A 25310-nucleotide genomic window follows, 5' to 3' on the forward strand; every position below is an offset into this window, starting at 1 on the left:
GAGGAACCTCCTCAGGGCTGCGGCGGGATGCGCAGCACCTGGCCCGGGTAGATCTTGTCCGGATGCGTCAGCATCGGCTTGTTGGCCTCGAAGATCACCGGGTACTTGTTCGGCGTGCCGTAGTACTGCTTGGAGATCTTCGACAGGTTGTCGCCCTTCACCACGGTGTAGTACTGCGCTTCCGGGGTGGGATCGGCCACCGTCAGCTGGTCGTTGACCGCCACGACGTTCTCGACGTTGCCGCAGCACAGCAGCACCTTCTCCTTGGTGGCCTGATCGGGCGCCTGGCCCGAGACGGTGACGGTTGCGCTGGCGCCGTCGAAGCCGACGGCCAGGCCGTCGACGTTCAGGCCCTGCGCCTGGATGTAGCTCACGATGGCATCGCCGGCGGTCTTGTTCAGACGCTCCAGGTTCTCGGGGCTGGGGGCCTGCTTCGCGGCCTCCTGCGCTGCCTTGGCCTCGCCCTTGCCGAACAGCTTTTCTCCGGCTTCCTTGATGAAACTCATCAGGCCCATGGCGTCGTCCTTTCGTGGTGGATGGAACAGAGGGAATGCCGACTCTAATCCCACCGTGGGCCGGGGCCGATGACGAAGCCCGCCAGGTTAGGGAGATCGGCCCTCAGGCGGTGTTCAGCAGGCCGCGGCGCTCGATGAAGCCCACCACCTCGGCCAGACCCGCGCGCGTCTTCAGGTTGGTCATCACATAGGGCCGCGAGCTCGCGTAGGCCGGCCGCATGCGCCGCGTGTCGGCCTCCATCACCGCCAGGTCGGCGCCGACGTGCGGCGCGAGATCGGTCTTGTTGATGACGAACAGGTCGCTCTTCGTGATGCCGGGACCGCCCTTGCGCGGGATCTTCTCGCCGGCGGCGACGTCGATCACGTAGATCGTCAGGTCGCTGAGCTCGGGGCTGAAGGTGGCTGCGAGGTTGTCGCCGCCCGACTCGATGAACACGATGTCGGCGTCCGGGAACTTCGCCAGCATGCGGTCGACCGCCTCGAGATTGATCGACGCATCCTCGCGGATCGCCGTGTGCGGGCAGCCCCCGGTCTCGACGCCCATGATGCGATCGGGCTCGAGCGCGCCCGACACCGTGAGCAGGCGCTGGTCTTCCTTGGTGTAGATGTCGTTGGTCACGACCACCAGGTCCCAGCGCTCGCGCATGCTCTTGCACAGCATCTCGACCAACGTGGTCTTGCCGGAACCGACGGGGCCGCCGACGCCCACGCGCAGCGGCGGCAGCTTCTTGGTGCGGCGGGGGATCGAATGCAGGGACGTGCTCATGGCGGCGATGATGCACGAAGCGCGCCACCGGCCGCGCCGTGGCCCCGCTCGCTCACGAGCGGAACAGGCGTGAGTACTGCGTCTCGTGCCGGGCCGACAGCACCGCGAGCATCGGCATGAAGGCCATGCGCTCGCCGTCGCGCAGCGCGAGCGCCGCGTCCACGGTCTCAGGGATCGCCTCGACCAGCGCGCCGAGCATGCGCTGGCCCGCGCTCTGGCCCAGCGGCACCGCCTTGATCGCCGCCTGCACCATGTTCTCGGCCCAGCCGAAGGCACAGGCCAGGACCGCCTCGCGCACGCTGGCGGATGTGCCGGCGGCGGCCAGCGCGAAGGCGACCGGGTAGCTCGGCGCGGGCGGCAGCGCGAGCAGGCGCGCCAGGGCCGCCGCGTCGGTGCCCGGGCGCTGCTGTAGCCAGGCGCCGAGCGAGCGGCCCATCTGCTCGGTCTGCAGTCGCAGCTCCGCGCTCTCTCGGGTGGACAGCAGCCAGTCGTTGAGCTCGCGCACGCGCGGCGCATCGCCGCGCCGCCAGGCCGCAATGGCCTGGGCGACGACCGCCAGCTCGCCGCGGCCGAGGCCCAGCAGCAGTTGATCGAGCAGCCACGCCTGCGCCGACGCCTCGTTGTGGACCAGCCCGGCCTCGACCGCCGCTTCCAGACCCTCGGAATAGCTGAAGCCACCCACCGGCAAGGCCGGCGAGGCCAGCCACATCAGGGCCAGCAAGGTGGCGGCGCTGGTCGGCGCGGCCGGGCGACGCACGCGCGGCATCGTTCAGTGGTGATGGCCGTGATCGTGGTCGTGCCCGCAGCCGGGGCCGTGCACATGCGGGGCCGGTGCGGCCGCGCTGACGGCCACGCCGATCGGCCGGCCGCGCGTCGTCGCCGGCGCGGCGGGATGCGCGTGTCCGTGCGCGTGGTCGTGCCCGGCGTGCCCATGCCCATGGGCCGCCGGCTCGCCGTAGGCGCCGCTTTCGGGCTCGAAGGGTGCGAGTGCCTCGCCGACGATCAGGTGCATGGCCCTCAGCATGTCGGCGAGCACGTGGTCGGGCTCGAACTGCAGGCGGTCGGGCTGCAGCTCGAGCGGCACATGGCGGTTGCCGAGATGGTAGGCGGCGCGCAGCAGGTCGAAGGCCGAACCGTGCTCGCTGCAATGCGTCACCACCAGCACCGGCTGTTGCGCCGCGATCACGCGGATCAGCGAGCCGTCCTCGGCCACCAGCACGTCGCTGCCGCGCACCACGCTGCCGCGCGGCAGGAACACGCCGAGCGTGCGGCCCTGCGAATCGGTGGCGTCGAAGCGGCTCTTCTGGCGCACGTCCCAGTCGAGTTCCACCGTGGCGGCGCGCTTGAGCAGCGCGGGCGCGAGGCCTTCGCCGCGCGCGAGCAGTTTGTTGATGGTCAGCATGGCGGGAGTATGCCCCTCGCTGCGCGCCACCGTAGGCCACGGCCTACAGCCCGACCCGCCGCCGGCCGATGGTGGCGGCGGCCCCGCCGCGTCACGCTCGGAGTTCACGCTCGGCCCGCCGGGCCCCGCGTCGCCGAGACCCATGCCGTACCGATTCCCGCCCCTGCTGCGCCGCCTGGCGATCGTGTTCCTCGCGCTGGCGATCGTGCTGGCGATCGCGTGGGTCGTGCCCTGGAAGCTTAACCTGCTGCGTGGCTGGATCGGCGAGCGGGTGCAGGCGGCCACCGGCCGCACGCTGGTGATCGACGGCGATCTGTGGTGGCGCTTCGGCCGCCACGGGCGGCTCACGGTCGAGGGCCTGCGCTTCGGCAACCCGTCGTGGGCCGGGCGGGCCGAATTCCTGCAGGCGCGCCGCGTCGAGGTCGACGTGGCGCTGTGGCCGCTGCTCCACGGGCGCATCGTGCTGCCCCGCGTGCGGGCCGAGCAGCCCGACCTGTGGCTGGAGCGGGCGCCGGACGGCCGCCGCAGCTGGCGGCTGGACCGCGAGCAGAGCGACGCGAAGCGGACCCTGCACCTGGGCAGCGTGGCGCTGGACCGTGGCGTCGTCACCTATGCCGAGACCGCACGGCGCGCCGAGGTGCGGATCGCCGTGCAGACCACGATCGACGGCGGCGGGCGCCGGCGTCTGCAAGCCGAGGCCAGCGGCCGCTGGAACGACCTGCCGGTGAAGGCGCGTGCCGAAGGCGACGAGGTGCTGCAGCTGCGCAACGAGGACCAGCCGTACGCGTTCGAACTCGACGGTCGCATCGGCAGCACCTCGATCGTGGCGAGCGGCAGCGTGCTGCGGCCGCGCGAGCCCGAGCGCGCCGACCTGCAACTGAAGCTCGCGGGCAGCTCGCTCGGCGAATGGCACCGCATCGCCGGGGTCGGCCTGCCCGACACACCGCCCTACAAGACCGAAGGGCGGCTGCGCTTCGACGGCACGCGTTGGACCTACGAGGACTTCAAGGCCGTCGTCGGCCGCAGCGATCTCGGCGGCCGCATCGCGTTCGAGCGCCGCGCGCCGCGTCCGCTGCTGAGCGGCGAGCTGGTGTCGAGATCGCTCGACCTGGCCGACTTCGGGCCGGTGATCGGCAAGCCGCGCGGTGCCGCCCGCGCGGCGACGGCTGGCGGCCCGGCGAAATCGACGAAGAACACGACGAGGACAGCAACGCAGACGGCTGCCACCGCCGCGGCGACGCCGACCGTGCCCGCCGCGTCCGCCTCCGCGCCGGCGGACGGCCCGCGGCGCGTGCTGCCCCAGCAGCGCTTCGACGCCGACAAGTGGGGCACGCTCGACGCCGAGGTGCATTTCGTCGGCCAGGAGGTGCGCAACCTCGGCAGCTTCCCGATCGGGAAGCTCGACTTCCGCGTGAAGATGGACGACCGTCGCCTGACGCTCTCGCCGCTGCTGCTGCAGCTCGGCGGCGGCCGGCTCGACGGCGACCTGCGCATCGACGGCCGCGCGCAGCCGATGGCGGCGCAGCTCGACCTGAAGCTGCGCCGCCTGCAGCTCGACACGCTGCTGCCGCAGCTGCGCAGCACGAAGAGCGCACTGGGCGCGATCAATGGCCGTCTCGTGCTTGCCGGCCAGGGCCAGTCGTTCGCCCAGATGCTGGGCAGCGCCGACGGTGAGGCGCAGCTCGCGATGGGCCGCGGGCACGTCAGCAACCTGCTGCTCGAGTTGCTGGATCTCGATGCCTACGAGGCGCTGAGTTTCCTGGTGCGTGGCGACCGCGCCGTCGAGGTGCGCTGTGCGCTGGTCGATGTGGGCTTCCAGCGCGGGCAGATGAGCACGCGCGCCGCGGTGTTCGATACCGTGGACACGGTGATCGAGGCGCGCGGCCGGGCCGACTTCACGAACGAGCAGCTCGACCTGCGTGTCACCCCCACGGCCAAGGACCTGAGCCCGCTGAGCGCACGCGTGCCGTTCGACGTGAAGGGCCCGTTCGCGAAACCGCAGGTGTCGCCCGACAAGGCGCGGCTGTTCGCGCGCGGTGGTGGGGCGCTGCTGCTCGGACTGATCAATCCGCTCGCCGCGATCATCCCGCTGATCGAGACCGGCCCCGGCGAGGACCGCGACTGCGCCGCTCTGATGGCGCGCGCCACGCAGGAGGGCCTGCCGACCGTGGCACCGCCGGCGCCGGCGGTTCAGAAGAGGAAATAGCGCTGCGTCATCGGCAGGGCGGTGGCCGGCTCGCAGGTCAGCAGCTGGCCGTCGGCGCGCACCTGGTAGGTCTGGGCGTCGACCTCCATGCGCGGCAGGTAGGCGTTGTGCACCATGTCGCCCTTCTTGACGGTGCGGCACCGCTTCACCGCCGAGAGCTGCTTGCGCAGGCCGTACACGCTGCCCACCTCCGAGGCCAGCGCAGCCTGGCTCACGAAGCTGAGCGAGCCGCGCGCGAGCGCACCGCCGAAGGCGCCGAACATCGGCCGGTAGTGCACCGGCTGCGGCGTCGGGATGCTGGCGTTGGCGTCGCCCATCAGCGCCGACGCGATGAAGCCGCCCTTCATCACCAGCGAGGGCTTCACGCCGAAGAAGGCCGGCCGCCAGAACACCAGGTCGGCCCACTTGCCGACCTCGATGCTGCCGACCTCGTGGCTGATGCCGTGTGCGATGGCCGGGTTGATCGTGTACTTGGCCACGTAGCGCTTGGCACGCCCGTTGTCGTGGCGCTCCGGGTCACCGGGCAGCTTGCCGCGCTGCAGCTTCATCTTGTGCGCCGTCTGCCAGCAGCGCAGCACCACCTCGCCGACGCGGCCCATGGCCTGCGAGTCGGAGCTGAACATGCTGATCGCGCCCAGGTCGTGCAGGATGTCCTCGGCCGCGATCGTCTCGCGGCGGATGCGGCTCTCGGCGAAGGCCAGGTCCTCGGCGATCGCCGCGTCGAGGTGGTGGCAGACCATCAGCATGTCGACGTGCTCGTCGAGCGTGTTGACGGTGTAGGGCATCGTCGGGTTGGTCGAGCTCGGCAGGAAGTTCGGCTCGCCCACCACGCGCAGGATGTCGGGCGCGTGGCCGCCGCCGGCCCCCTCGGTGTGGAAGGCGCACAGCGTGCGGCCCTTCGTCGCCGCGACGGTGTTCTCGACGAAGCCCGACTCGTTCAGCGTGTCGCTGTGGATCGCCACCTGCACGTCGCCCTCGTCGGCCACCGACAGGCAGCAGTCGATCGCCGCCGGCGTGGTGCCCCAGTCCTCGTGCAGCTTCAGGCCGATCACGCCGGCCTCGACCTGCTGGCGCAGCGCCTCCGGCCGGCTCGCGTTGCCCTTGCCGAAGAAGCCCAGGTTCATCGGGAAGGCGTCGGCCGCCCGCAGCATGTTGGCGATGTTCTCCGGCCCCGGCGTGCAGGTGGTCGCGAAGGTGCCGGTGGCCGGCCCGGTGCCGCCGCCCAGCATGGTGGTCACGCCGCTGGACAGCGCCTCCTCGATCTGCTGCGGGCAGATGAAGTGGATGTGGCAGTCGATGCCGCCGGCGGTGACGATCATCCCCTCGCCGGCGATCACCTCGGTGCCCGGGCCGATGACGATGTCCACGCCCGGCTGCACGTCGGGGTTGCCGGCCTTGCCGATCGCGGCGATGCGCTGGCCGCGGATGCCGATGTCGGCCTTCACGATGCCCCAGTGGTCGAGGATCAGCGCATTGGTCACCACGCAGTCCACCGCGTCGTGCGGCCCGGGACCGTTGGGCCGCTGGCTCTGGCCCATGCCGTCGCGGATGACCTTGCCGCCGCCGAATTTCACTTCCTCGCCATAGCCGCCGGCACGCAGCGTGTAGTCGGCCTCCACCTCGATCAGCAGCTCGGTGTCGGCCAGCCGCACCCGATCGCCGACGGTCGGCCCGTACATCTCCGCGTAGGCGCGGCGCCCGATGGTGGCCATGTCAGAGGTTTCCTTGCACGAGGCCGCGGAAGCCGTAGACCTGGCGGTCGCCGGCGTAGTCGACCAGGTCGACCGTGCGCTGCTGGCCCGGCTCGAAGCGCACCGCGGTGCCGGAGGCGATGTTGAGTCGCATGCCGTGGGCCGCGGCGCGGTCGAATCGCAGCGCGCCGTTGGTCTCGGCGAAGTGGTAATGCGAGCCGACCTGGATCGGACGGTCGCCGCCGTTCTCCACCACCAGCGTCAGCGTGCGGCGGGCCGGATTCAGCGCGTGGTCCGGTCCATCTGCAGGCAACAGCTCTCCAGGCGTCATGTGAGCGGCCTCATGCAATGGGTTGGTGCACGGTCACCAATTTGGTGCCGTCGGGGAAGGTCGCCTCGACCTGGATGTCCGGGATCATCTCGGCCACGCCGTCCATCACGTCGGCCCGGGTCAGCACCTGCTGGCCCGCGCTCATCAGCTGGGCCACGCTGCGGCCGTCGCGGGCGCCTTCCATGATCGCGGCGCTGATCAGCGCCACCGCCTCCGGGTGGTTGAGCTTCAGGCCCCGGGCGCGGCGCCGTTCGGCCAGCAGCGCGGCGGTGAAGATCAGCAGCTTGTCTTTCTCGCGGGGCGTCAGGTCCATGGCGGGGCGCTGTGAGCAGGATGGATGCCATGTTAGGGCCAGTCAACGCCGGCGGAGGGCCGGCTGGTGCGGTTCTTGATCGGTGAGGTACAACCGTCCTGTCCATGCCGTCCCACCCCGTCGCCCTGCCGCCTGCCGCCGACACGCCGCCCGCCGCCCCGGTGCAGCGCGTGATCAAGTTGCGCCGCGACTACAACAGCTGGGTCGCCCGCGAGACGATGGAGGACTACGCGCTGCGTTTCACACCGCGCGCCTTCCGCAAGTGGTCGGCCTGGCGGGTGGCCAACACCGCCATCGGCGGCGCTGCGTCCTTCCTGGTGCTGGAGGCGGTGGGCGCCACGCTGCTGGTCCAGCACGGCTTCGTCAACGCGGTGCTGGCCATCCTGGTGACCGGGCTGGTGATCTTCCTGGCCGGCCTGCCGGTCAGCGTCTACGCGGCGCGCCACGGCGTCGACATGGACCTGCTGACGCGCGGTGCCGGCTTCGGCTACATCGGCTCCACGCTCACCTCGCTGATCTACGCCAGCTTCACCTTCATCTTCTTCGCGCTCGAGGCGGCCGTGATGGCCTATGCGCTGGAGCTGGCCTTCGACATCCCGCCGGCCTGGGGCTACCTGATCTGCGCGGTGGTCGTGATCCCGCTGGTGACCCACGGCGTCACCGCGATCAGCCGGCTGCAGGTCTGGACCCAGCCGCTGTGGCTGGCGATGCTGATCGCGCCCTATGTCTATGTGTTCGCCGAGAACCCGGGCGTCGTCGACGGACTGTTCGCCTACGGGGGGGAGAAGGGCGTGGTCGGGTTCTCGTGGCTGCACTTCGGCGCGGCCACCACGGTGGGCATCGCGCTCATCACGCAGATGGGCGAGCAGGCCGACTACCTGCGCTTCATGCCCGAGAAGCGCGCCGATCAGCGCGGCCGCTGGTGGCTGGGCGTGCTGGTCGGCGGGCCGGGCTGGGTGCTGCCGGGGGTGCTGAAGATGCTGGGCGGCACGCTGCTGGCATGGCTGGCCATCAGCCACATGGTGCCGCTGGACCGCGCGGTCGACCCCAACCAGATGTACCTCGCGGCCTACGAGCACGTGTTCCCGCACTACGGGTTGGCGGTGGCCGCGACCGCGCTGTTCGTGGTGATCTCGCAGATCAAGATCAACGTCACCAATGCCTACGCCGGCTCGCTGGCCTGGAGCAACTTCTTCGCGCGCCTCACCCACAGCCACCCGGGCCGCGTGGTGTGGATGGTGTTCAACACCGCGATCGCGCTGATGCTGATGGAGCTCAATGTCTTCCAGGCCATCGGCAGCGTGCTCGGGCTGTACAGCAATGTCGCGATCGCCTGGATGATGGCGGTGGTGGCCGACCTGGTGATCAACAAGCCGCTGGGCCTGAGCCCGCCCGGCATCGAGTTCCGCCGCGCCCACCTCTACGACGTCAACCCGGTCGGCGTGGGTGCGATGGGCATCGCCTCGCTGCTGTCGATCACCGCGCACATCGGCCTCTACGGTCCGATGGCGCAGGCCTGGTCGGCGGCCATCGCGATGGTCACGGCCTTCACCGCCGCGCCGCTGATCGCCTGGGCCACGAAGGGCCGCTACTACATCGCCCGCCAGCCCGAGCCGCTGGCGGCCGGCGACGACGGCCGCTACCCGCGCCTGAGCCGCTGCTGCATCTGCGAGCGCGAGTACGAGCGCGACGACATCGCCTCCTGCCCGGCCTACGGCGGCCCGATCTGCTCGCTGTGCTGCACGCTCGACGCGCGCTGCGGCGACCTGTGCAAGCCGCCCGAGGCCAAGCTCGCCGCGCAGTGGTCGGCCGCGCTGCGGCGCCTGCTGCCGCGCGCGGTGTGGCCCTACATCGACACCGGCCTGGGCCACTACCTGTTGCTGATGCTCACCGTGGTGCCGCTGCTCGGCGGCCTGTTCGCACTCCTTTATCACCAGGAGCTGCGCACGCTCGCTGCCAGCGGCGCGCCGCTCGCCCCGGCGGTGGCCGGCGCGCTGAAGCTCGGCTTCGTGAAGGCCTTCGCCGCGCTGCTGCTGATCGCCGGCACGGTGGCCTGGTGGCTGGTGCTCACGCACAAGAGCCGCGAGGTCGCGCAGGAGGAATCGAACCGCCAGACCGCCGCGTTGCGCACCGAGATCGAATCGCACCGCCGCACCGATGCGCAGTTGCAGGAGGCCAAGCTGCAGGCCGAACGCGCGATGCACCAGGCCGAGCAGGCCAACCGCGCGAAGAGCCGCTACATCACCGCCATCAGCCACGAGCTGCGCACGCCGCTCAACAGCATCCTGGGCTATGCGCAGTTGCTGGAGGAGGACGAGGCGATGCCGCCGCACCGCGCGCAGGCGGTGCGCGTGATCCGCCGCGGCGGCGACCACCTGGCGAGCCTGATCGAGGACACGCTGGACCTCGCGCGCATCGAGAGCGGCAAGCTCGCGCTCGAGGTGCGGCCGCTGCGGCTGTGCGAGGCGGTGCAGGAACTCGCGCGCATGTTCGAGCTGCAGGCGCGCGCCAAGGGCCTGGTGTTCCGCCACGAGATCGAGGGCCCGGAGGTGGTGCGCGCCGACGAGAAGCGGCTGCGCCAGATCCTCATCAACCTGCTGGGCAATGCCGTCAAGTTCACCGCGCAGGGCGAGGTGGTGTTCCGCATGCGCTACGCGCGCGAGATCGCGCATTTCGAGATCGAGGACTCGGGCCCCGGCATGACGCCCGACGAGCTGGCGCGCGTGTTCGAGCCCTTCGAGCGCGGCGGCGCGCTGGCCGGCGGCGGGCATGGCACCGGCACCGGCATCGGCCTCACCATCGCGAAGATGCTGACCGACCTGATGGGCGGCGAGATGACCGTGCGCAGCACGCCGGGCCGCGGCACCGCGTTCGCGATCCGCCTGTTCCTGCCGCAGGCCGCCGAGGCGACGGTGGCGCCCGCGGTGCGCGTGGCGCGCCGCATCGGCTACCTCGGCGCGCGCCGCAGCGTGCTGGTGGTCGACAACGAGGAGGCCGACCGCGGCCTGCTCGCCACCGTGCTGGAGCCGCTGGGCTTCACGGTGCGGCAGGCGGCCTCGGGCGAGGCGGCGCTGCGGCTGCTGCGCGCCGGGCCGCCGCCCGACGCCATCCTGATGGACCTGGCGATGCCGGGGCTGGACGGCTGGGCCACGATCCGCCAGTTGCGCGAGGAAGGCCTGTGCGAGGCGCCGGTGGCCATTGTCTCGGCCAATGCCTTCGATCGCGGGCTCGACAACGACGTCGGCGTCACGCCGGCCGACTTCTTCGTGAAGCCGGTGCGCGTGGCCGACCTGCTGCAGTGGCTGGGCCAGCGCCTGGCGCTCGAATGGATCGACGCGCCGCCACCGCGCCGCGCCGCGGCCTCGGGTCCGCCGGCGCCAGCCACGCCGGCCGGTCCGCCACCGGTCGCCGCGCTGGCGCGTCGCGCCGCGCTCGACGAGCTGGCGCGGCTGGGCTACCTGCGCGGGCTGCTGGGTGAGCTGAGCGCGATCGAGGCCGAGGACCCGGCCGCCGCGGCCTGGACCGGCCCGGTGCGCGAACTGGCCCAGCAGTTCCGCTTCGATGCCATCCGTGCGCTGCTGAACCCCCGAGACGAGGAACCCGAAGATGCTGCCGCGGCCGCCTGACTCTCCCGCCGACCCCGACGTGCTGCGCGGACCGGAGCGCATGCGCCTCGGCGAGAACAGCGACGTCGTGCTGATCGTCGACGACGTGCCCGACAACGTCGCGGTGCTGCACGACGCGCTCGACGAATCCGGCTACACGGTGCTGGTCGCCACCAGCGGCGAGGCCGCGCTGGAGCGCGCGGTGCACGCGCGGCCCGACGTGGTGCTGCTCGACGCGCTGATGCCCGGCATGGACGGCTTCGAGGTGGCGCGCCGGCTCAAGCGTGACGCCGCCACTGCGCACATCCCCATCGTCTTCATGACGGGGCTGGCCGAGACCGAGCACGTCGAGGCCGCCTTCGAGGCCGGCGGCGTGGACTACGTGACCAAGCCGATCCGCCCGCGCGAGGTCATCGCTCGCATCGCCGCCCACGTGCGCGGCGCGCGCCAGGCACGGCAGGCGCGCAGCGCGCTCGACGCCTTCGGCCACGCGGTGATCACCGTGCGCGCCAGCGACGGCCGCGTGCTGTGGCAGACGCCGCTGGCGCGCGAGCTGCTGCAGGCGCTGGACGCCACCCGCGAGGCCGGCACGCGCGGGCCCGTGCTCAGCGAGACCCTGCTCGACTGGATGCAGGCGCAGGCGGTGCTGGCGGCCACCGAGCAGACCGGCTACCCCATCGTGCTGGCGCGCGACGGCCGGCGCGTGAGCTTCGCGCTGCACGAGCCGACCGGCGAGGACGAATGGCTGCTGGTGCTGACGGAGTCGAACGATCGCGCCACCATCGAGGGCCTGGCCGTCGCGTTCCGGCTCACCGGCCGCGAGGCCGAGGTGTTGCACTGGGTGGCGCAGGGCAAGACCAACCGCGACATCGGCGACATCCTCGGCACCAGCCCGCGCACCGTGCACAAGCACCTGGAGCATGTGTTCGCCAAGCTCGGCGTCGAGACACGCACCTCCGCCGCGGCGATGGCGCTCGGCAAGCTCAAGCGCGGCGGCAGCTGAGGCGCGGCCGCCGCGCGTCAGCCCAGGTCGTCGTCGGAGAGCGACATGAACAGGCGTCCCGCCTGGGCCGCCAGCGTGAGCAGCCCGCATACCAGCACGACCGCGCTGCGCTGCGAGGGCCGCATGCCCGAGTCCCACCAGTAGCTGAAGCCGCCCGCCAGCGTGAACAGGCCGCCGAATGCGAGGAAGGCCATGAACAGCAGCCAACTCACCCACGGCGCCGGGCGCCAGAGCAGCAGGTGGGCCCAGGCCGCCAAGGCCACGAGCACGGCGATCGTCTTCATCGAGGCACCTCGCGAGGTGGGCAGCGGCTCACGGCATGCGGCCCCAGCGCAGCGCGTGCTCCCACTCGGGCCGGCCGCGCTCGCGCGCCAGCGCGGCCATCGCCGCATGGTCGTAGGGCACGGCGATCAGCTCGGCCGACCAGCGACCGTCGGCGCCGCGCTCGGCGATCGCATAGCGCGCGTCCGGTGCGCCGTTCTCCACCGCGTGAGGGAAGGGCCAGGCGTCGTCGTAGGCCGGCAGGCCCACGCTGCCGGGGTTGAGCAGCAGCTGGCCGCGCCGGCTGCGCAGCAGGCGCGGCGTGTGGGTGTGCCCGCAGCACACCAGCGCCGCACGCACCTCGCCCAGGCGCGCCTCCACCTCGTCGGCCGTCGCGGCGCGCAGTCCCTGCGGCGTCACGGTCTCGAAGAAGTAGGTGTCGTCGCGCGCTGGCGTGCCGTGGCACAGGAAGGCATCGTCGTCGGCCAGTGCGTGCCGGTGCGTCAACGTGCGCAGCCAGTCGAGTTCGGCGAGGCCGAGCATCGCGTGCGCGTAGGCATCCGAGGGCTCGCGCGGCAGCGCGCCGCCGCCGAGCACGTAGCGCTCGTGGTTGCCGGCCAGCTGCAGCCAGTCCTGCGCCATCAGGAAGCGCGCGGTCTCGCGCGGCAGCAGCGGCCCCGACAGGCTGTCGCCGAGGTTCACCGTGCGGTGCACTTTCCGGCGGCCGATGTCGGCCACCACCGCCTCGAGTGCGGCGAGGTTGCCGTGGATGTCGGAGACGAAGGCGATGCGCAGGGCCGGCATCGTCATGCGGCCGGCCCGGTCTGGCCGCGGCAGACGACGGCGAGCTTGTGGCCGTCGGGGTCGCGCACATAGGCCGCGTAGAAGTCGGCGTTGTACTGCGGGCGCAGGCCCGGTGCGCCTTCGGAGCGGCCGCCGTGCGCCAGCGCCGCCGCGTGGAAGGCATCGACCTCGGCCCAGCTGCGCGCCCGCAGCGCCACCATCGTGCCGTTGCCCACCGTGGCCGGCCGGCCGTCGAACGGTTCGCACAGCCACAGCGCGATCTCCTTCGCGCCGTGCTGCAGGTAGGTGCCCCAGCCGATCCAGCCGTCCCAGTCGGGCTCGTCGCTGGTGTCGCAGCGCTGCAGGCCCAGCGCGGCCATCGTCGCGTCGTAGAAGCGCGCGGCGCGGGGCAGATCAGCGCTGCCGAGGCAAACGTAGGTGAACATCGTGAGGCCCTACTTTCGGTGCCGCGACGTCCCGCGCGGACTCAGCTGCCGAGATCGGCCACCGAGTCGACCACCGCCGCGTACAGATCGCGCGTGGACGCCAGCGCGCCGTCGTGCACCTCGCGCGCCGTCAGCACCTTGCCGTTCGGCCCCTGCAGCGCGCGCGTCGCGGTGGCGCTGGCCACCACCGTCGGCGCGTAGCCGAGGTTGAAGCCGCCGTGCGCGGTGGAGTTGATGCACATGTGCGTCATGAAGCCGGCCAGCACGATCTGCTGGATGCCCAGCGCCTTGAGCCGTTCGTCGAGGTCGGTCTGCACGAAGGCGTTGGGGTAGTTCTTGGTGATGACCGGCTCGCCGGCGATCGGTGCCACCTCGGCCGAGATGGCGCCGATCTCGGCCCGCACGTCGTAGGGCGAGCCGGCCCCGGCGTCGTGCTGGATGTGGAAGATCGGCATCCTGCGCGCGCGGGCGATCTCCAGCAGCTTGCGCGCCTCGACCAGCGCCTCTTCCACGCCGGTCAGCTGCATCACGCCCTGCCGGTAGGTGTTCTGGCAGTCGATCATGATGAGCGCGGCCTCGCCCAGCGCGGCCGGACGGTGGCCGAGACCGACGAGCTCTCTCAGGGTGGTGGAAGCGGTGGTCATGCAGGTCTCCTCGTGATGCCTGGCGGTGGTGCCGGCGCGCGGCCATTACACCAAAGTCGCAATGTCCCGCGCCTCAGGGCGGATCGCGTGGGCTGCCGGCCTCGGCAGCGATCAATCCGGCACTCATCCCGCCGGCTCCGGCGGCGGCTCCGCCACCACCACCACCACCGCCACCCCCGCCGCGCGCATCGCCGCGGCCGCCGCCTTCGCCGTCGCCACGGCCGCTCCGCGGCATGCGGCCCGGGCCCGACGGCGGCAGCACCAGGCCGGCCGGGATCGGGTCCAGCCCGAGCTGGGCCCGCACGTCGGAGCGCAGCGCCTCGATCAGCGGCTGCCAGTCCACCGGCTCGCCGCGCCGCAGCCGCAGCGCGCATTGCGCCGCCAGCTCCACCTGCGCCAGCGAGCCGAACAGCACCAGGTCGGCCAGCGTCTCCTCGATCTGCGGGCCGTGCTCGTCGGCCGCGTGCGAGAACGAGCCGGCCAGCGAGCGGTAGGCCGCCATCAGCGACTTCAGCCGCTCCGTCTCCTGCCGGTTCTCGCGCTGGCGCCGCTGCTGCACGCGCTGCATCACGAACACGCGCACCGCCAGCAGCACCACGGCGAGCACCAGCGACGCGATCAGCGTCAGCGGCAGTGGGCCCAGGTCGGTCAGTCTCATCGCGGCACCCAGCCCCCGCACACCGGGAACACCTGGCCGACGAAGCAGTCGGCCGGCTCGCTGCACAGGTAGGCGGCGAACTCGGCATCCTCGCGGGCGCCGACCAGTCGGCCCAGCGGCACCTCGCGCTTCAGACGCTCCTGGAAGCGCGGGTCGGCCTGAACCTCGGGCGGAAAGTAGGTCGGGTTGTCGACAAAGTTCTGCGCGATCGCGTTCACCCGCACGCCGTGCGGCGCCACCTCGACGCCGACCGCCTGCACGTAGGCCAGCTGCGCACCGCGCGCCGCGCTGTAGGTCGAGCTGTTCCTCATGCCGCGCAGCGCCGCGGCACTCCCCATCAGGAGCACGCGGCCCGCGCGCCGCTCGATCATCTGCGGCAGCACCGCGCGCAGCAGCCGCGGCAGCGGGTCGACCAGGGCGCCGAACACCGCCGCCCACTCGGCCTCGGACGACGCCACGGCGCTGGTGCGCGGTGCCGGGATCGCGAGGTTGAGGATCAGCAGGTCCACCACGCCGGCCGCGGCCACCACCCGGGCCGGCGCGTCGGCGTCGACCAGCGGCGAGGTGTCGGCGATCACCTGTGCGCCGTGCGCGGCGAACACCTCGCACAGCGCCGGCCCCATGAAGTCATCGGCCTGGGTGATCAGCGCGCGCCGCCCGCTCAGGGTCGGAGTGTTTCCTGTCATGCGTCGGTCCTTTCGGTCACGGTGTCGGTCAGCGGCGCGGCTGGTGCATCACGCGCTGTGTCTCGGCCCACAGCGCCTGGCACTGGTGCTCGATCGGGCTCGAGGCCGCCGGCGCCACACCCTGCGCCTCGGCGGACTTCACGCGGCGAAGCTCACCCTGGTAGGCGGCGCTGCGGCGCGCCGCCGCAAGCTGGCGGCGCCGTGAGTCGTCGATCTGCAGCCGGCGCAGGCTCAGGTAGGCGTCGTCGCGGTGGCCGCGCATCGCGGGCAGGCGGGCCTCGCACTTTGCATAGCCAACGTCGAAACGCGCCATGGCCTGCGGGTCGAGTGCCATCGATTGCGCTTCGGCGAGCGGCGGTGCGGAAGCCGCCAGCGCGGCGCAGGCGAAAGCAAGAACCTGGGCGAAATGGAGCGGAGGCAGGGGAAGTCGCACGCGGGAGTCCTTTGCGAAGCGGGGAGGGTGGGCGGGCATCGACGGAAGTCTCGCGCGGCCCGGCTCATGCGCTGCTGCGCGCCAGCACCCGTACCACCATCGCGCGGCGGAGCCGGAAGCCCATGCGCTCGTAGACGCGGCAGGCGGCATGGTTGTCGTGCATCACGTGCAGGAACGGCTGCTCGCCGCGCGCGATCTGCTGCCGCAGCAGCCGTGCCATCAGGCGGTAGGCGAGGCCGCGGCCGCGGTCGTCGGGATGGGTGCACACGCCGCTGATTTCGCGGAAGCCGCCCGCGCCCATGCGCTCGCCGGCCATGGCGCGCAGCCGCTCGCCGTCGAGGCAGCCGTAGTACGCGCCGAGCTCAACGGTGCGCGGGCCGAACGGCCCCGGCTGCGTCAGCGCCACCAGCTCCATCATGCGCGGCACGTGCGCGGCGCCGAGCCGTTCGGTGCCGGGCGGCAGGGCGGGCTCGGGCGGCTCGTCGGCGGCGGCCGGCGGTGGCGGGCCGTCCCACACCATCTGGTGCATCGTGGTCTCGGCCTCGATGCACCAGCCGGCCGGCGCGGCCCCGGACCAGCCGGCGCAGTAGAAGTGCTCGCCCGGTGCGCAATGCGGCGCCAGCGCGGCGAAGTCGGGCCGCTGCAGGTCGGCGAAACCGAGGATCGGCGAGAAGCCCGGCGCATAGCGGCGCGCCGCGCCCGTGCCCGCGGCGAAGTGCGCCTGGGGCCCGGTCAGCGTGTGCCAGGTGATGTTGTCCAGCAAGGCCAGGCTCATCGGAAGCTCGATGCGGTGCGGGCCGTCAGCGCGCCGGCGGGCGCGCATAGCTCACCGTCAGCATCTCCCACTGGTGACCGTCGGGCTCGTTCCAGTAGACATTGCCCCACTGCGGATCGACCCGGAAGTCCACCGGGCCGTGCACCTGGCTGCGGTAGGGGATGCCCGCGGCCCGGATGCGCGCGAGGATGGCGTCGAACGCCGCCGGCCCGACCCGGAAACAGAAGTGGTAGACGGGGAAGGGCTCGTCGGTCTCCTGAAAATCGAGCGTCAGCCCGTCGTTCACGTACACCGGCGAGAACGGTCCGGCCGCGGCGCGCGCCTCCCAGGCCACGCCCAGCAGTTCGGCCAGGCGCTGCGCCGAGGCCACGGCGTGGCGCGTCGGCACGATGCTGTGATCCAGTTCGATGCTCATCGCGGCGAGGTCCGTTGCTTCGCGGTTGCGGCGGACGGAGGCCTCAGGCGAACAACCAGCGCCGCAGCAGCCGGGTGTAGCGCGGCATCACCACGTAGACCATCAGGCTGACCACGATGCCGGTCACCGCCAGCATCGTCAGCGGCGGATGGCCCGCCAGGCCCAGCGCGCGCAACACCGGCGCAACGAGCAGCGGCACCAGCAGCACCAGCGGGTAGATCGCCGACCACGTGACCAGCGCCTGCTTCCAGCGCACCGGCAGCTTCGCCCTCGCGCCGGCCGGCGTGAACCAGAAGTCCAGCCCGCTGCGGATGAAGAAGTCGTCGCCGCTCTCCAGCAGCGGCGCCACCGCCTCGATCAGGCGCTTGCGGTCGGCCGAGTCCATCCAGGCCTGCAGGTGATCGCAGGTGTCGAAGCGGATGATCACCGTGAACATTTCAGTGAGCCCGGGGATCGGGCGGATGACGTGCCAGTCCAGATGCCCCGGCGCGGCCTTGCTCAGCGGTGCGATCTCGGCCATCCAGTGCTCGTAGTCGGCCTGGCGGTCGTGGCGGACGCGGTGGCTGATGACGGCGGTGGCGCCGGCGTCGGCGTCGGCGGATCTGGCCACGGCATCGGGGCGGGTGGACGGGGTGTCGCGGTTCATGACGGGCGTGCGTGGCATCGATGGGTGGGGCAGGCGCTCAGGCCTTGGGCGCCAGCATGAACGCGAGCCCCAGCGCGGCCATGCTCGCACCGAGCGCCCAGCGCGTGGTGGGCGACTCGCGAGACAGCCTGGCGCGGGCGAGGCCCATGACCACCAGCCCCGCGATCAGCGGCGACAGACCCAGCAGCCATAACGACACCCCGCTGAAATGGAACTGCCGCAGCGGCTCCCGGGTGGGCAGCGCGATCCCGCCGCTGAACAGCACGACCACGCCCAGCCCGGCCAGCGCGGCGCCGAACAGGTAGGCGATCAACAGGGTGGGGCGGAGCATGGTGTCCATGATGCCGTCACGGCACGAAGCGCGGCGGCGGCGGCATCGGAAGCCCGTCGCCCGCCATCAGGTCCCGTGCCGCCGGCGCCGGACCTGGAAGGCGCCGACGCCCAGCAGCGCGACGGCCGGCCAGAAGGTGAAGAAGAACAGCAGCCCGGGCCCGATGGGGTTGGGTTTCGGGTCGGGCCACAGGCCCACCGCCGCGAGCAGCACGATGGCGAGCAGCGGGCCCCAGCCCAGCACGGCCAGCCAGAAACCGATGCGGAACCAGCGGTTGGCGAGGTAGTCGCGCATCGGTCGCTCGGGTCGGCTGTCAGCCGGGGATCTCCGGCTCCACCAGGGTGGCCAGCTGGGCGAGCGACTCCTGCCAGCCCAGGTAGCACATCTCGAGCGGAATGAGTTCGGGGATGCCCGCCTGGGCGATGCTCACGTCGGTGCCGCAGAGCACCGGTTTCAGCGACACGGTCACCTCCATGACGCCAGGCAGGTTCGCATCGTCGAACTTGTCGGTGTAGCGGATCCGCTCGTTCGGCACCAATTCCAGGTACTCACCGCCGAACGAGTGGCTGTTGCCCGATGTGAAGTTGCTGAACGACATGCGGAAGCTGCCGCCGGCGTGCGCCTCCAGGTGGTGGACCTTGCACGTGAAACCGTAGGGCGGCAGCCACTTGCTCAGGGCATCGGCATCGAGGAAGGCGCGGTAGACCTTCTCGGGCGGGGTGCGGAGAACGCGGTGAAGGCGGACGGTGCGGTCGGACATGGGGCTACCTCGTTGGCTGCGTTGGGGTGGATCGGGCGCAGAGGCAGGGAAGGATAAACAACAACGAGCCTCCGCGCCTCCGAACCCACGACGAACCGGGGCCCACCCGTTCGACGAGCCGCCGCCGGGGTTAACCCGGCTTCCGTCCGCGGCGGCGAAGCGGACGGTTGATGAAGGGCGAGGAGCGCGGCGACGGCAGACGCCGTGCGTCACGGGCGGAGGGTGGCGATCGTGGCCTGCATCAGCGCCACCACCTTGTAGGCCGTGGCCGTGCCGGCGTACGCCCGGACTTCCCCGGTGCACACGGTGAGCAGCTTCCCTGCGTTCTGAACCCTGCCGATGGCCAGGAAGCGCTCGCCGATCGCCGGCCGCATCAGGTTGATCTTGAACTCGGCCGTGACCACCTCGCATTCGGCCGGGGCCCGGGTCAGCGCCGCATAGCCGCAGGCGCTGTCGACGATGCTGGTGATGGCGCCGGCATGCACATAGCCGTGCTGCTGAGTCAGCTGCGGAGAGAAGGGCAGCTCGATGTGCACCTCGCCGTCGCCCACGAAGGCGAGCGTTGCGCCCAGCGTGGCCATCAGGCCCTGGGCATCGAAGCTGGTGGCGATTCGCTGCTGGAGATCGTTCATCGAAGTGCGTGTCGTCGCGGCCGTTGCAGGATGCCCGAGCTTGCCAGGGCGAGCAACGCCCAGCCCGCGCCGAGGAACGTGCCGAAGATGCCCGCCGCGTACAGGGCGACCCCGCCGTAGCCGCCCACGTTCGCGGGGTCGAGGAAGGGGTAGGGATACCAGCCGATCGCGGCGCCGCGCAGCAGAACGTAGACGAGGTAGACCGCGGGGAACACCAGCGCCAGCGCGAGATGCCAGGCCTTCGGCGGCGAGGCGGGTGCTTGCAGCCACACCCAGTCCACGACGATGGCCACCGGCATGACGTAGTGCAGGACGACATTGACCCACGGAAGCAGCGCGCCCAGGTCGACGTTGCGCAGCAGCGCCACGAACACGATGCCCACCACCGCCATGTTCACCGCCGAGACATACCGGGCCACGTCTTGCCGATCGCTGTGCTGCAACGGGCGGCGGAACGCGCCGAGCAGCAGCACGACCACCGCGAAGAGGTTCGAAAGATTGGTGAAGTAGCTGAAGAAGTTCAGCAGGCTGTACGACGCACCGACGTGCAGCATCAGTTGCCGGCCGATCGCGGCGAGCGCCAGGGCTGCGAGGATCGCGCGTGCGGCGGAGAGCAGGGTGGGCATCGTTCGATGAAGAGGGGCCGGCTACGCAGCGCTCAGCTCCGCCGTCAGACGGTCGAGGTTCTGCTCGTTCGAGGGCTCGACGATGTGGCGTACGCGCTCGGCCACCTGCGCATCGGTGAAGGCCTGCTCCCAGTTCACCAGGGTGCGGTCGTCGCCCCGTGCCTGCAGGCCGATGGACAGCACGAACTCCGGCGGCGAGACGTGCCGGATGCGCACCAGCGCTTCGGGAACGATCTCCACGAATTCGGACTCGTTCGGGTAGTTCGTGCCGTCCGGGCCGTGCATGGTGAAGACCCACCGGCCGCCCGGCACGAATTCGAAGGTCTGGAACGAATTGGTGAAGCCGGCCGGGCCCCACCAGCGCGCCAGGCGCTGCGGATCGCGGATCGCGCCGAAGACGGCCGCTGTGGGAAAGGGCAGTTCGCGGGACGTGCGGAAAGTGCTCATGGGCGTTCTCTTCGGCTCCGGCAGGGTTGAAGCGGCTGGCAGCCGGAGCATTCTGCACGCGGCGGCGAGGCCGCTTTCCGGGCTCAAACCGTGAGCGAGCCGCGGAACCCTCTGGACGCGTAGTACGACGGCGCGCCGTTGTGATACATGAAGACGGTGCCGTAGCGCCGATCGCAGAAGAGGGCTCCGCCGAGCGTCCGGATGTCGGGCGGCGTCAGCACCCAACTGGAGGTCTTGGTGTCGAACTCCCCGAGCTTCTGCAGTTCCCGGTACTGCGCCTCCGTGAGGAGGGTGATACCCATCGCGGCCGCCATGTCGATGGCGTTGTTCTCCGGCTTGTGTTCCTTGCGGGAGTCCAGGCCTTCGCGGTCGTAGCAGACGCTCCGGCGGCCTGGCGGACTCTCGGCGGCGCAATCGCAGAAGACGACGAAGCCGCCGCCACCGGGAGCGAGGCCGACGACATCCGGCTCGCCGCCTGACATTTCCATCTGATGGAGCGACCGCAGCCCTGCAGGGCTGGCTTGCAGCCTGGCCAGGACCTCGGCCCATGCCATGCCCGGGTGCCGATGCATGTGCTGCCCGAATCGAGCCTTCAGCGCATCGATCAGCGCTTCCCGTTCCTTGGTTCTCATGTTCGCGGCCAGGTTGCAGACCCCGATGCCGAGGCGTCATTCCCGGCGCGGCAACTTCCGGATGAAACGGTCGACATCTTCAACGAGTTGCTGGGCCACCCTCAGATACACGGACTTCATCTCCTGCTTGAGCGCAGCGGCTTGGTCGCGAAAACCGGAAAGCTCGCTGACCAGGAGCAAAGGGCTGTTGAAGTAACGCGGATCACCCTCCGGATCGTCGTGACCCACCTCGTAGTCAAATTCCGCGATCTCTCCGGCGGCGAACTTCGTATCGACCAGTCGAGCCGTGACGGACAGAGAGGGCGCATAGCCGATCTTCTTGACAGGGTAGTAGCCCGCACCGTGAATCTGAACGTCCAGGATCGCATCGACGTTGGTCGGCAGGTTGGTGAAGATGTCGTCCCGTATGGCCGCCCCGAGTTCGGGGCTGTCGAGGATTTCTGTGCCAGCTGTCAACTGACCGAAGAGCGGCTCGAGCACGGCGGAGAACGCTTCCCCAGCCGAGAAATCGAGCGCTGTCAGCGCTTGAGCAAGCTGCGATCGGTTCGCTGCCTTGTGAGCGACGATAACTTGGCCGATCGCCATGCCGAGAAGCGAGGGGGTCAGGGGCGGCGGGATCGACGAGTTCGGTGTCGCCGGGAGCTGAGCAGTCGAGAACGGGGCCGTGCTCCCGGTAGGCGACCACTCCTTGACACGAAGAATGCCTAACCGTTGGATCTCGACCGGCGGGCGCAGGGGTCTCGCCCTGCCGGCGCAACCGGGCAAGACGGTGGCTGCCAAGAGTGAGATCAGTACGCGTCGCTGCATGACGGGCCGTGCTTATTTTTCGAGGAAGCCCAGTGTGGCATCGCCGTTCACTTCAATCTTCTTCCCCACCGGCTGATTCGTCGATGAATCCTCGATCCAGATCGCCGAGTAGGTCTTCCCGAACTCGCCACGCACGACATACCGTCCATCGATCGCCGGCGTGAACTCGACGATGCCTTGCACCTGGTAGACCGTTCCAGTCAGTGCCAGGATGGGCGCGGCGTAGTGCGTTCGACCCTTGATCCCGATCCTGACGGGCCTTTCCGCCACCAGCGGTCGGCTCACGAAGGCAGGTGTCATCGCCATGCCCCGCCCCTGTTTGGCGCGAAAGCTTGCCTCGATGCTGTTGTCGATCTTGAGCCCGTCGAGCTCATCGGCCACAAAGAAGTCGGCCTTCGAGGGGCCATAGGCTTTTGCCGAGTCTTCAAGCAGCGCCTTGGGCCCGTCGTAGCCTTCGGGAACCGATGGCGAGTAAGTCGCACACCCGGCGACGGCGATGCCCAGTGCGATAGAGAAGAAGATGCGGAATCTCAAATGATCTCCAGAATGGGGTTGTCGAGAATGTCTGTGACCTGCCGGTCATGCGCAGACCTGAAGGACGACCGCCGTGCCACCTTCGACAAGCGCCGCCGCTTCAGCGACGGCCGGCACGGTGGCCGTAGCCCTTGACCGCAGCCCAGCCGAGTACCGCGAAAAGCACGAGAACAAGCCCTTGGGTGGCTGCAAATGCCGGGGCGGCAGGGGTCGGTGCAAGGACGGCCAGTGCCGGAATCTTCTGCAGCAGCTGAGCCAGAAGCACAAAGACGTTCAGATAGAGCGCCACGACGCTGAGCACCACGAAGGTTCGGCGCCAACCCCCCTCGAGATGCTTCCAGTACACCGCGGCCAGGGCGCCCAGCAGGACGACCAGCGACAACGCCCCCACGATGTGAGACGGCAGCAGTGCGACGAAGGGAAAGCCGAACCCGGTGATGCTCGTCAACAAGGTCGTCGCCAGGAACAGCCCCACCCAACGGGAGAAGCGGACGCCGGCAATCAAGCCCCCCACGACGACCAGGCCTGAAAAGATGCCGACCAGGCTGAGCAGCACGTGGACGAGCAGGTAGGTCTTGGGATCGAAGGGCATGTGAAGCTCCTGATTGAAGGAAAACTGGCAACGACAAGACTTGCGGCTACGTAGGCGCGACTCATGGGAGGTCCGATGCCACCAGGAGCGCCATCCACGGCGCCAACAGCAGAACGGGGGCCCAGAGCCAATGGATGCCCATGCTCGCCACCGGCGCGCCGGCCGGGGCGGCGGCGGGATCTGCGGCCTTCGCAAAGGCAAGGTAGACCAGCAGAACCAGGAACACCGGCCCCAGCATCAATGACACCAGGATGGCCAGGGAGGCCGTCAAGGTCGGGTATCCCAGGTCCCTTCCTCGCTTGACGGCCGAGACGGCGGCGCAGAGCAAGGACACCCCTGCCGCGACGAGGATCACGACCAGCGAACGCCCGGTGTTGCCCATGCCATGAGTGGACAGGTTCAGGCCCTGGATGAGGAGCGCCACCGCATTCAAGACGGGAAGCAGACCGAAGGCGACGAAGTGGCCGCGATGGTGCCGATGCATGTGGATGGCGACGCCTCAGGTTCGATCCAGACGGTCCGCGAAGGCAGGGCGCCTGGGCAGGAACGGAGGAAATGTACTACCCGCTAGGTCGGCTCGGGCCAAGCGCCGCGTCGGTGCTCGTTCGCTCGAGCGAGCGGCTACAACTTGCGGCTCGGCTCGCGGGGAAGTCCCTGCAAAGGGCTCGCCTGCATCTTTGAATGCGCTACTGGCGTCGCCTTGACGTGAAGGCAAGTTTGAACCAAAATGGTTCCGCTTTGGTTGGAGATGGATATGCCCACGACTTTGACGCTGAAGAACATTCCAGACGAGGTGTACGAGCGACTCAAGCTCTCGGCGGAGACGCATCGCCGCAGCATGAACAGCGAGGCGATCGTGTGCTTGGAAGCTGTGCTCTTGCCAGCCAAGGTGACGCTCGCCGAGCGTTTGGCCCGTGCGCGTGAGCTTCGGGCTGCGCTGCCGCAGGGCAAGTTTCGGGCGCGAGACATCGACGCCATGAAGCGAGAGGGTCGCTCATGATCGTGGTGGACTCCAATGTCTTGGCGTATCTGTACTTGCCAGGCGAATACACCGCCGATGCTGAGGCACTGCTTGAAAGTGACCCAGAGTGGGCAGCTCCCGTTCTTTGGCGGAGCGAATTTCGCAATGTTCTTGCTGGCTACATGAGACGGAAGACACTCACTTTCGATCAAGCCTACGCAGTTCAATGTGAAGCTGAGAACCTCTTGGCGGGTTCCGAGTTCGAGGTCGAATCACACGCCGTACTTGAATTGGTGCGCGACAGCGAGTGCTCGGCATACGACTGCGAATTCATTGCACTGGCGACGAAGCTCAATACGAAGCTGGTCACGATGGACAAGAAGGTATTGCGCGCGTTCCCCAAACGATCCGTGGCGCTCTCTGCGGGCTAACGACCCGGCTGGCCATCACCAAGGCCGAGCGCCTACCTGCGCACGATGCTGATCCTCGGAGCCAGGGCCGTGCTGGCTGCGGCGAAAAACAAGACGGACAACCTCAGCCGCTGGGCGCTCGCGCTCGAGGAGCGCCGAGGTTACTGGAAGGCGGTGGTGGCGACAGCGGCGCAGCACGCTCTGGTCGACTCCCAGGTTGTTCGCTATCTGCGTGACCACCGCGCCCGGCTGACTGCACAGCCTCCCGCCTCACGCATGAATTTGTCAGTGAAGCACCACTCGTGTTCCCCATGGCTCTCTCCTGTCTACATCAGGTCATCCGATGTGTCCGGTAAACCGGAGAAAGCCCATGCTGATGCATGTTCATGATCGACAACTGTTCGGGCTACACGGTTGAATGGAACGGGCCGATGCGTTGACCTTGGGCTAACCCGCGAGCTGCTTGCTCANTGCTGATGCATGTTCATGATCGACAACTGTTCGGGCTACACGGTTGAATGGAACGGGCCGATGCGTTGACCTTGGGCTAACCCGCGAGCTGCTTGCTCATAGGCGTATCGGGTTTGGCGCACCGACCACGAAACTCAGATTTCACCCTCTCTTGTGGTCTTCGGGAAGATACAAGGCAAGACGTTCACTTTCACGCTCACGCTCAGCATTTCAATCTCCGTAGGGTTCGAAGAACAGGCCGTACTCTTTGGTTAGTGCTGCCCCCAGCAATTTTGCAGCGCCTTCGCTGCTGGCAACGATGTCGCTTAGTGAAAGCAATGGATTCGAGCCGGAGTTCGGCAAGTGAATTACGTGCTCGACCACCAAGTGGCCACTGAACCCGTCCGCCATGACCCGAGAAAGCGAAACTGTCTCTCCGACGCGTGGAAGGTGCATGAACTCCAACGGTCCGGAAACCCTTCCAACCGCGGAGCTTTCTGTAAGCAATGAAGCGTCAATCTCGACCAGCATAGGTATCTGCCTAACGTT

At 69.7% G+C, this 25310-nt stretch carries 34 protein-coding genes and 1 pseudogene; 6 read left to right on the forward strand and 29 right to left on the reverse strand.

All coding sequences use genetic code 11. The features are described from left to right. Positions 1-11 precede the first annotated feature (11 nt). The 4 genes from lysM to ureE all read right to left on the reverse strand — a co-directional run bounded on the left by lysM (position 12) and on the right by ureE (position 2683). The gene (gene lysM, locus ASC67_RS18280; protein ID WP_056325192.1) at positions 12-515 is read right to left on the reverse strand and encodes a peptidoglycan-binding protein LysM; all 504 of its coding nucleotides are present in this window, start codon (positions 513-515) and stop codon (positions 12-14) included. Between the two features lie 103 nt (positions 516-618). Continuing rightward, on the reverse strand, positions 619-1281 hold the full coding sequence (gene ureG / locus ASC67_RS18285; RefSeq protein ID WP_056325196.1) for an urease accessory protein UreG: 663 nt from the start codon (positions 1279-1281) through the stop codon (positions 619-621). A 52-nt stretch (positions 1282-1333) separates the two neighbouring features. After that, positions 1334-2047 (reverse strand): urease accessory protein UreF, encoded by a 714-nt coding sequence (locus ASC67_RS18290; RefSeq protein WP_056325200.1) that lies wholly within the window; start codon positions 2045-2047, stop codon positions 1334-1336. A gap of 3 nt (positions 2048-2050) precedes the next feature. Beyond that, positions 2051-2683 carry an urease accessory protein UreE gene (ureE, locus tag ASC67_RS18295; RefSeq protein WP_056325203.1) on the reverse strand — a complete coding sequence of 211 codons (633 nt, stop codon included), beginning with the start codon at positions 2681-2683 and terminating at the stop codon, positions 2051-2053. A 142-nt stretch (positions 2684-2825) separates the two neighbouring features. On the opposite strand from ureE, the gene ASC67_RS18300 reads away from it, so the two are divergent. Further along, complete coding sequence (locus ASC67_RS18300; protein ID WP_056325206.1) at positions 2826-4889, forward strand: AsmA family protein; 2064 nt, start codon at positions 2826-2828, stop codon at positions 4887-4889. Here ASC67_RS18300 and ureC read toward each other — a convergent pair. Genes ureC through ASC67_RS18315 form a run of 3 tightly spaced genes read right to left on the reverse strand, consistent with a single transcriptional unit; the run spans position 4874 to position 7224 of the window. Further along, positions 4874-6601 carry an urease subunit alpha gene (ureC, locus tag ASC67_RS18305; protein ID WP_056325210.1) on the reverse strand — a complete coding sequence of 576 codons (1728 nt, stop codon included), beginning with the start codon at positions 6599-6601 and terminating at the stop codon, positions 4874-4876. The genes ASC67_RS18300 and ureC overlap by 16 nt on opposite strands. A gap of 1 nt (position 6602) precedes the next feature. Then, positions 6603-6911 carry an urease subunit beta gene (locus ASC67_RS18310; RefSeq protein WP_056325213.1) on the reverse strand — a complete coding sequence of 103 codons (309 nt, stop codon included), beginning with the start codon at positions 6909-6911 and terminating at the stop codon, positions 6603-6605. Positions 6912-6921: 10 nt separating this feature from the next. Continuing rightward, positions 6922-7224, reverse strand: coding sequence for an urease subunit gamma (locus ASC67_RS18315; RefSeq protein ID WP_056325217.1), 303 nt, complete (start codon positions 7222-7224; stop codon positions 6922-6924). Positions 7225-7328: 104 nt separating this feature from the next. Between ASC67_RS18315 and ASC67_RS18320 the strand changes: the two genes are divergently transcribed. Together ASC67_RS18320 and ASC67_RS18325 are read left to right on the forward strand one after the other, a co-directional pair. Then, on the forward strand, positions 7329-10850 hold the full coding sequence (locus ASC67_RS18320; RefSeq protein ID WP_056325221.1) for an ATP-binding protein: 3522 nt from the start codon (positions 7329-7331) through the stop codon (positions 10848-10850). Continuing rightward, positions 10831-11832: a response regulator transcription factor gene (locus ASC67_RS18325; protein WP_056325224.1), complete on the forward strand. Its 1002-nt coding sequence runs from the start codon at positions 10831-10833 to the stop codon at positions 11830-11832. The genes ASC67_RS18320 and ASC67_RS18325 overlap by 20 nt, the downstream gene beginning before the upstream one ends. A gap of 17 nt (positions 11833-11849) precedes the next feature. Here the strand turns inward: ASC67_RS18325 and ASC67_RS18330 are convergent, their stop codons facing one another. The 21 genes from ASC67_RS18330 to ASC67_RS18430 form a co-directional block, all read right to left on the reverse strand. Then, positions 11850-12116: a hypothetical protein gene (locus ASC67_RS18330; protein ID WP_056325227.1), complete on the reverse strand. Its 267-nt coding sequence runs from the start codon at positions 12114-12116 to the stop codon at positions 11850-11852. Positions 12117-12144: 28 nt separating this feature from the next. Continuing rightward, on the reverse strand, positions 12145-12903 hold the full coding sequence (locus tag ASC67_RS18335) for a metallophosphoesterase (RefSeq protein ID WP_082536112.1): 759 nt from the start codon (positions 12901-12903) through the stop codon (positions 12145-12147). Continuing rightward, positions 12900-13322: a VOC family protein gene (locus ASC67_RS18340; RefSeq protein ID WP_056325230.1), complete on the reverse strand. Its 423-nt coding sequence runs from the start codon at positions 13320-13322 to the stop codon at positions 12900-12902. The genes ASC67_RS18335 and ASC67_RS18340 overlap by 4 nt, the downstream gene beginning before the upstream one ends. A gap of 41 nt (positions 13323-13363) precedes the next feature. Next, positions 13364-13966, reverse strand: coding sequence for a cysteine hydrolase family protein (locus ASC67_RS18345; RefSeq protein WP_056325233.1), 603 nt, complete (start codon positions 13964-13966; stop codon positions 13364-13366). Positions 13967-14039: 73 nt separating this feature from the next. Continuing rightward, entirely contained in the window at positions 14040-14624 is a 585-nt protein-coding gene (locus ASC67_RS18350; RefSeq protein ID WP_056325370.1) for a hypothetical protein, read from the reverse strand. Next, the gene (locus tag ASC67_RS18355) at positions 14621-15310 is read right to left on the reverse strand and encodes an SDR family oxidoreductase (RefSeq protein ID WP_056325236.1); all 690 of its coding nucleotides are present in this window, start codon (positions 15308-15310) and stop codon (positions 14621-14623) included. Before ASC67_RS18355 ends, ASC67_RS18350 begins: the two co-directional genes overlap by 4 nt. A 28-nt stretch (positions 15311-15338) precedes the next feature. Next, entirely contained in the window at positions 15339-15743 is a 405-nt protein-coding gene (locus ASC67_RS18360) for a hypothetical protein (RefSeq protein ID WP_156466818.1), read from the reverse strand. Positions 15744-15807: 64 nt separating this feature from the next. After that, a complete protein-coding gene (locus tag ASC67_RS18365; protein ID WP_056325373.1) occupies positions 15808-16518 on the reverse strand; it encodes a GNAT family N-acetyltransferase in 711 nt (236 codons plus the stop codon). A 25-nt stretch (positions 16519-16543) separates the two neighbouring features. Beyond that, positions 16544-16933, reverse strand: a complete 390-nt coding sequence (locus ASC67_RS18370; protein WP_056325242.1) for a hypothetical protein — start codon at positions 16931-16933, stop codon at positions 16544-16546. Between the two features lie 43 nt (positions 16934-16976). Then, a complete protein-coding gene (locus tag ASC67_RS18375) occupies positions 16977-17579 on the reverse strand; it encodes an antibiotic biosynthesis monooxygenase (protein WP_056325245.1) in 603 nt (200 codons plus the stop codon). Positions 17580-17616: 37 nt separating this feature from the next. Further along, the gene (locus ASC67_RS18380) at positions 17617-17910 is read right to left on the reverse strand and encodes a hypothetical protein (RefSeq protein WP_156466819.1); all 294 of its coding nucleotides are present in this window, start codon (positions 17908-17910) and stop codon (positions 17617-17619) included. A gap of 66 nt (positions 17911-17976) precedes the next feature. Next, positions 17977-18204: a hypothetical protein gene (locus tag ASC67_RS18385; protein WP_056325252.1), complete on the reverse strand. Its 228-nt coding sequence runs from the start codon at positions 18202-18204 to the stop codon at positions 17977-17979. A gap of 19 nt (positions 18205-18223) precedes the next feature. Then, positions 18224-18670, reverse strand: a complete 447-nt coding sequence (locus ASC67_RS18390) for an SRPBCC family protein (RefSeq protein ID WP_056325256.1) — start codon at positions 18668-18670, stop codon at positions 18224-18226. Between the two features lie 209 nt (positions 18671-18879). Continuing rightward, positions 18880-19302 carry a PaaI family thioesterase gene (locus tag ASC67_RS18395; RefSeq protein ID WP_056325259.1) on the reverse strand — a complete coding sequence of 141 codons (423 nt, stop codon included), beginning with the start codon at positions 19300-19302 and terminating at the stop codon, positions 18880-18882. Further along, on the reverse strand, positions 19299-19928 hold the full coding sequence (locus ASC67_RS18400) for a Pr6Pr family membrane protein (protein ID WP_056325262.1): 630 nt from the start codon (positions 19926-19928) through the stop codon (positions 19299-19301). The genes ASC67_RS18395 and ASC67_RS18400 overlap by 4 nt, the downstream gene beginning before the upstream one ends. 21 nt (positions 19929-19949) lie before the next feature. Next, a complete protein-coding gene (locus ASC67_RS18405; RefSeq protein WP_056325266.1) occupies positions 19950-20375 on the reverse strand; it encodes an SRPBCC domain-containing protein in 426 nt (141 codons plus the stop codon). A gap of 83 nt (positions 20376-20458) precedes the next feature. Next, positions 20459-21007 carry a DUF4256 domain-containing protein gene (locus tag ASC67_RS18410; protein ID WP_056325269.1) on the reverse strand — a complete coding sequence of 183 codons (549 nt, stop codon included), beginning with the start codon at positions 21005-21007 and terminating at the stop codon, positions 20459-20461. Between the two features lie 36 nt (positions 21008-21043). Further along, positions 21044-21592 carry a hypothetical protein gene (locus ASC67_RS18415; protein ID WP_056325273.1) on the reverse strand — a complete coding sequence of 183 codons (549 nt, stop codon included), beginning with the start codon at positions 21590-21592 and terminating at the stop codon, positions 21044-21046. Between the two features lie 234 nt (positions 21593-21826). After that, complete coding sequence (locus ASC67_RS18420) at positions 21827-22348, reverse strand: hypothetical protein (RefSeq protein ID WP_056325278.1); 522 nt, start codon at positions 22346-22348, stop codon at positions 21827-21829. Positions 22349-22448: 100 nt separating this feature from the next. Next, positions 22449-22940 carry a hypothetical protein gene (locus tag ASC67_RS18425; protein ID WP_056325281.1) on the reverse strand — a complete coding sequence of 164 codons (492 nt, stop codon included), beginning with the start codon at positions 22938-22940 and terminating at the stop codon, positions 22449-22451. A gap of 61 nt (positions 22941-23001) precedes the next feature. Then, positions 23002-23424 carry a hypothetical protein gene (locus ASC67_RS18430; protein ID WP_056325285.1) on the reverse strand — a complete coding sequence of 141 codons (423 nt, stop codon included), beginning with the start codon at positions 23422-23424 and terminating at the stop codon, positions 23002-23004. Between the two features lie 270 nt (positions 23425-23694). On the opposite strand from ASC67_RS18430, the gene ASC67_RS18435 reads away from it, so the two are divergent. From ASC67_RS18435 to ASC67_RS20710, 3 genes and pseudogenes are all read left to right on the forward strand, one after another. Continuing rightward, complete coding sequence (locus ASC67_RS18435; protein ID WP_056325377.1) at positions 23695-23940, forward strand: FitA-like ribbon-helix-helix domain-containing protein; 246 nt, start codon at positions 23695-23697, stop codon at positions 23938-23940. Next, on the forward strand, positions 23937-24332 hold the full coding sequence (locus tag ASC67_RS18440; protein ID WP_056325288.1) for a type II toxin-antitoxin system VapC family toxin: 396 nt from the start codon (positions 23937-23939) through the stop codon (positions 24330-24332). The genes ASC67_RS18435 and ASC67_RS18440 overlap by 4 nt, the downstream gene beginning before the upstream one ends. Before the next feature lie 30 nt (positions 24333-24362). Next, positions 24363-24512, forward strand: a pseudogene (locus ASC67_RS20710) (IS110 family transposase); the annotation flags it as partial. 480 nt (positions 24513-24992) lie between these two features. Here the strand turns inward: ASC67_RS20710 and ASC67_RS20715 are convergent. Continuing rightward, positions 24993-25310: hypothetical protein (locus ASC67_RS20715; protein WP_235566380.1), on the reverse strand; the 318-nt coding region annotated here is incomplete at its 5' end.

This window comes from Methylibium sp. Root1272, assembly GCF_001425905.1.
In the GTDB taxonomy this organism is placed as follows: Bacteria; Pseudomonadota; Gammaproteobacteria; order Burkholderiales; family Burkholderiaceae_C; genus Methylibium.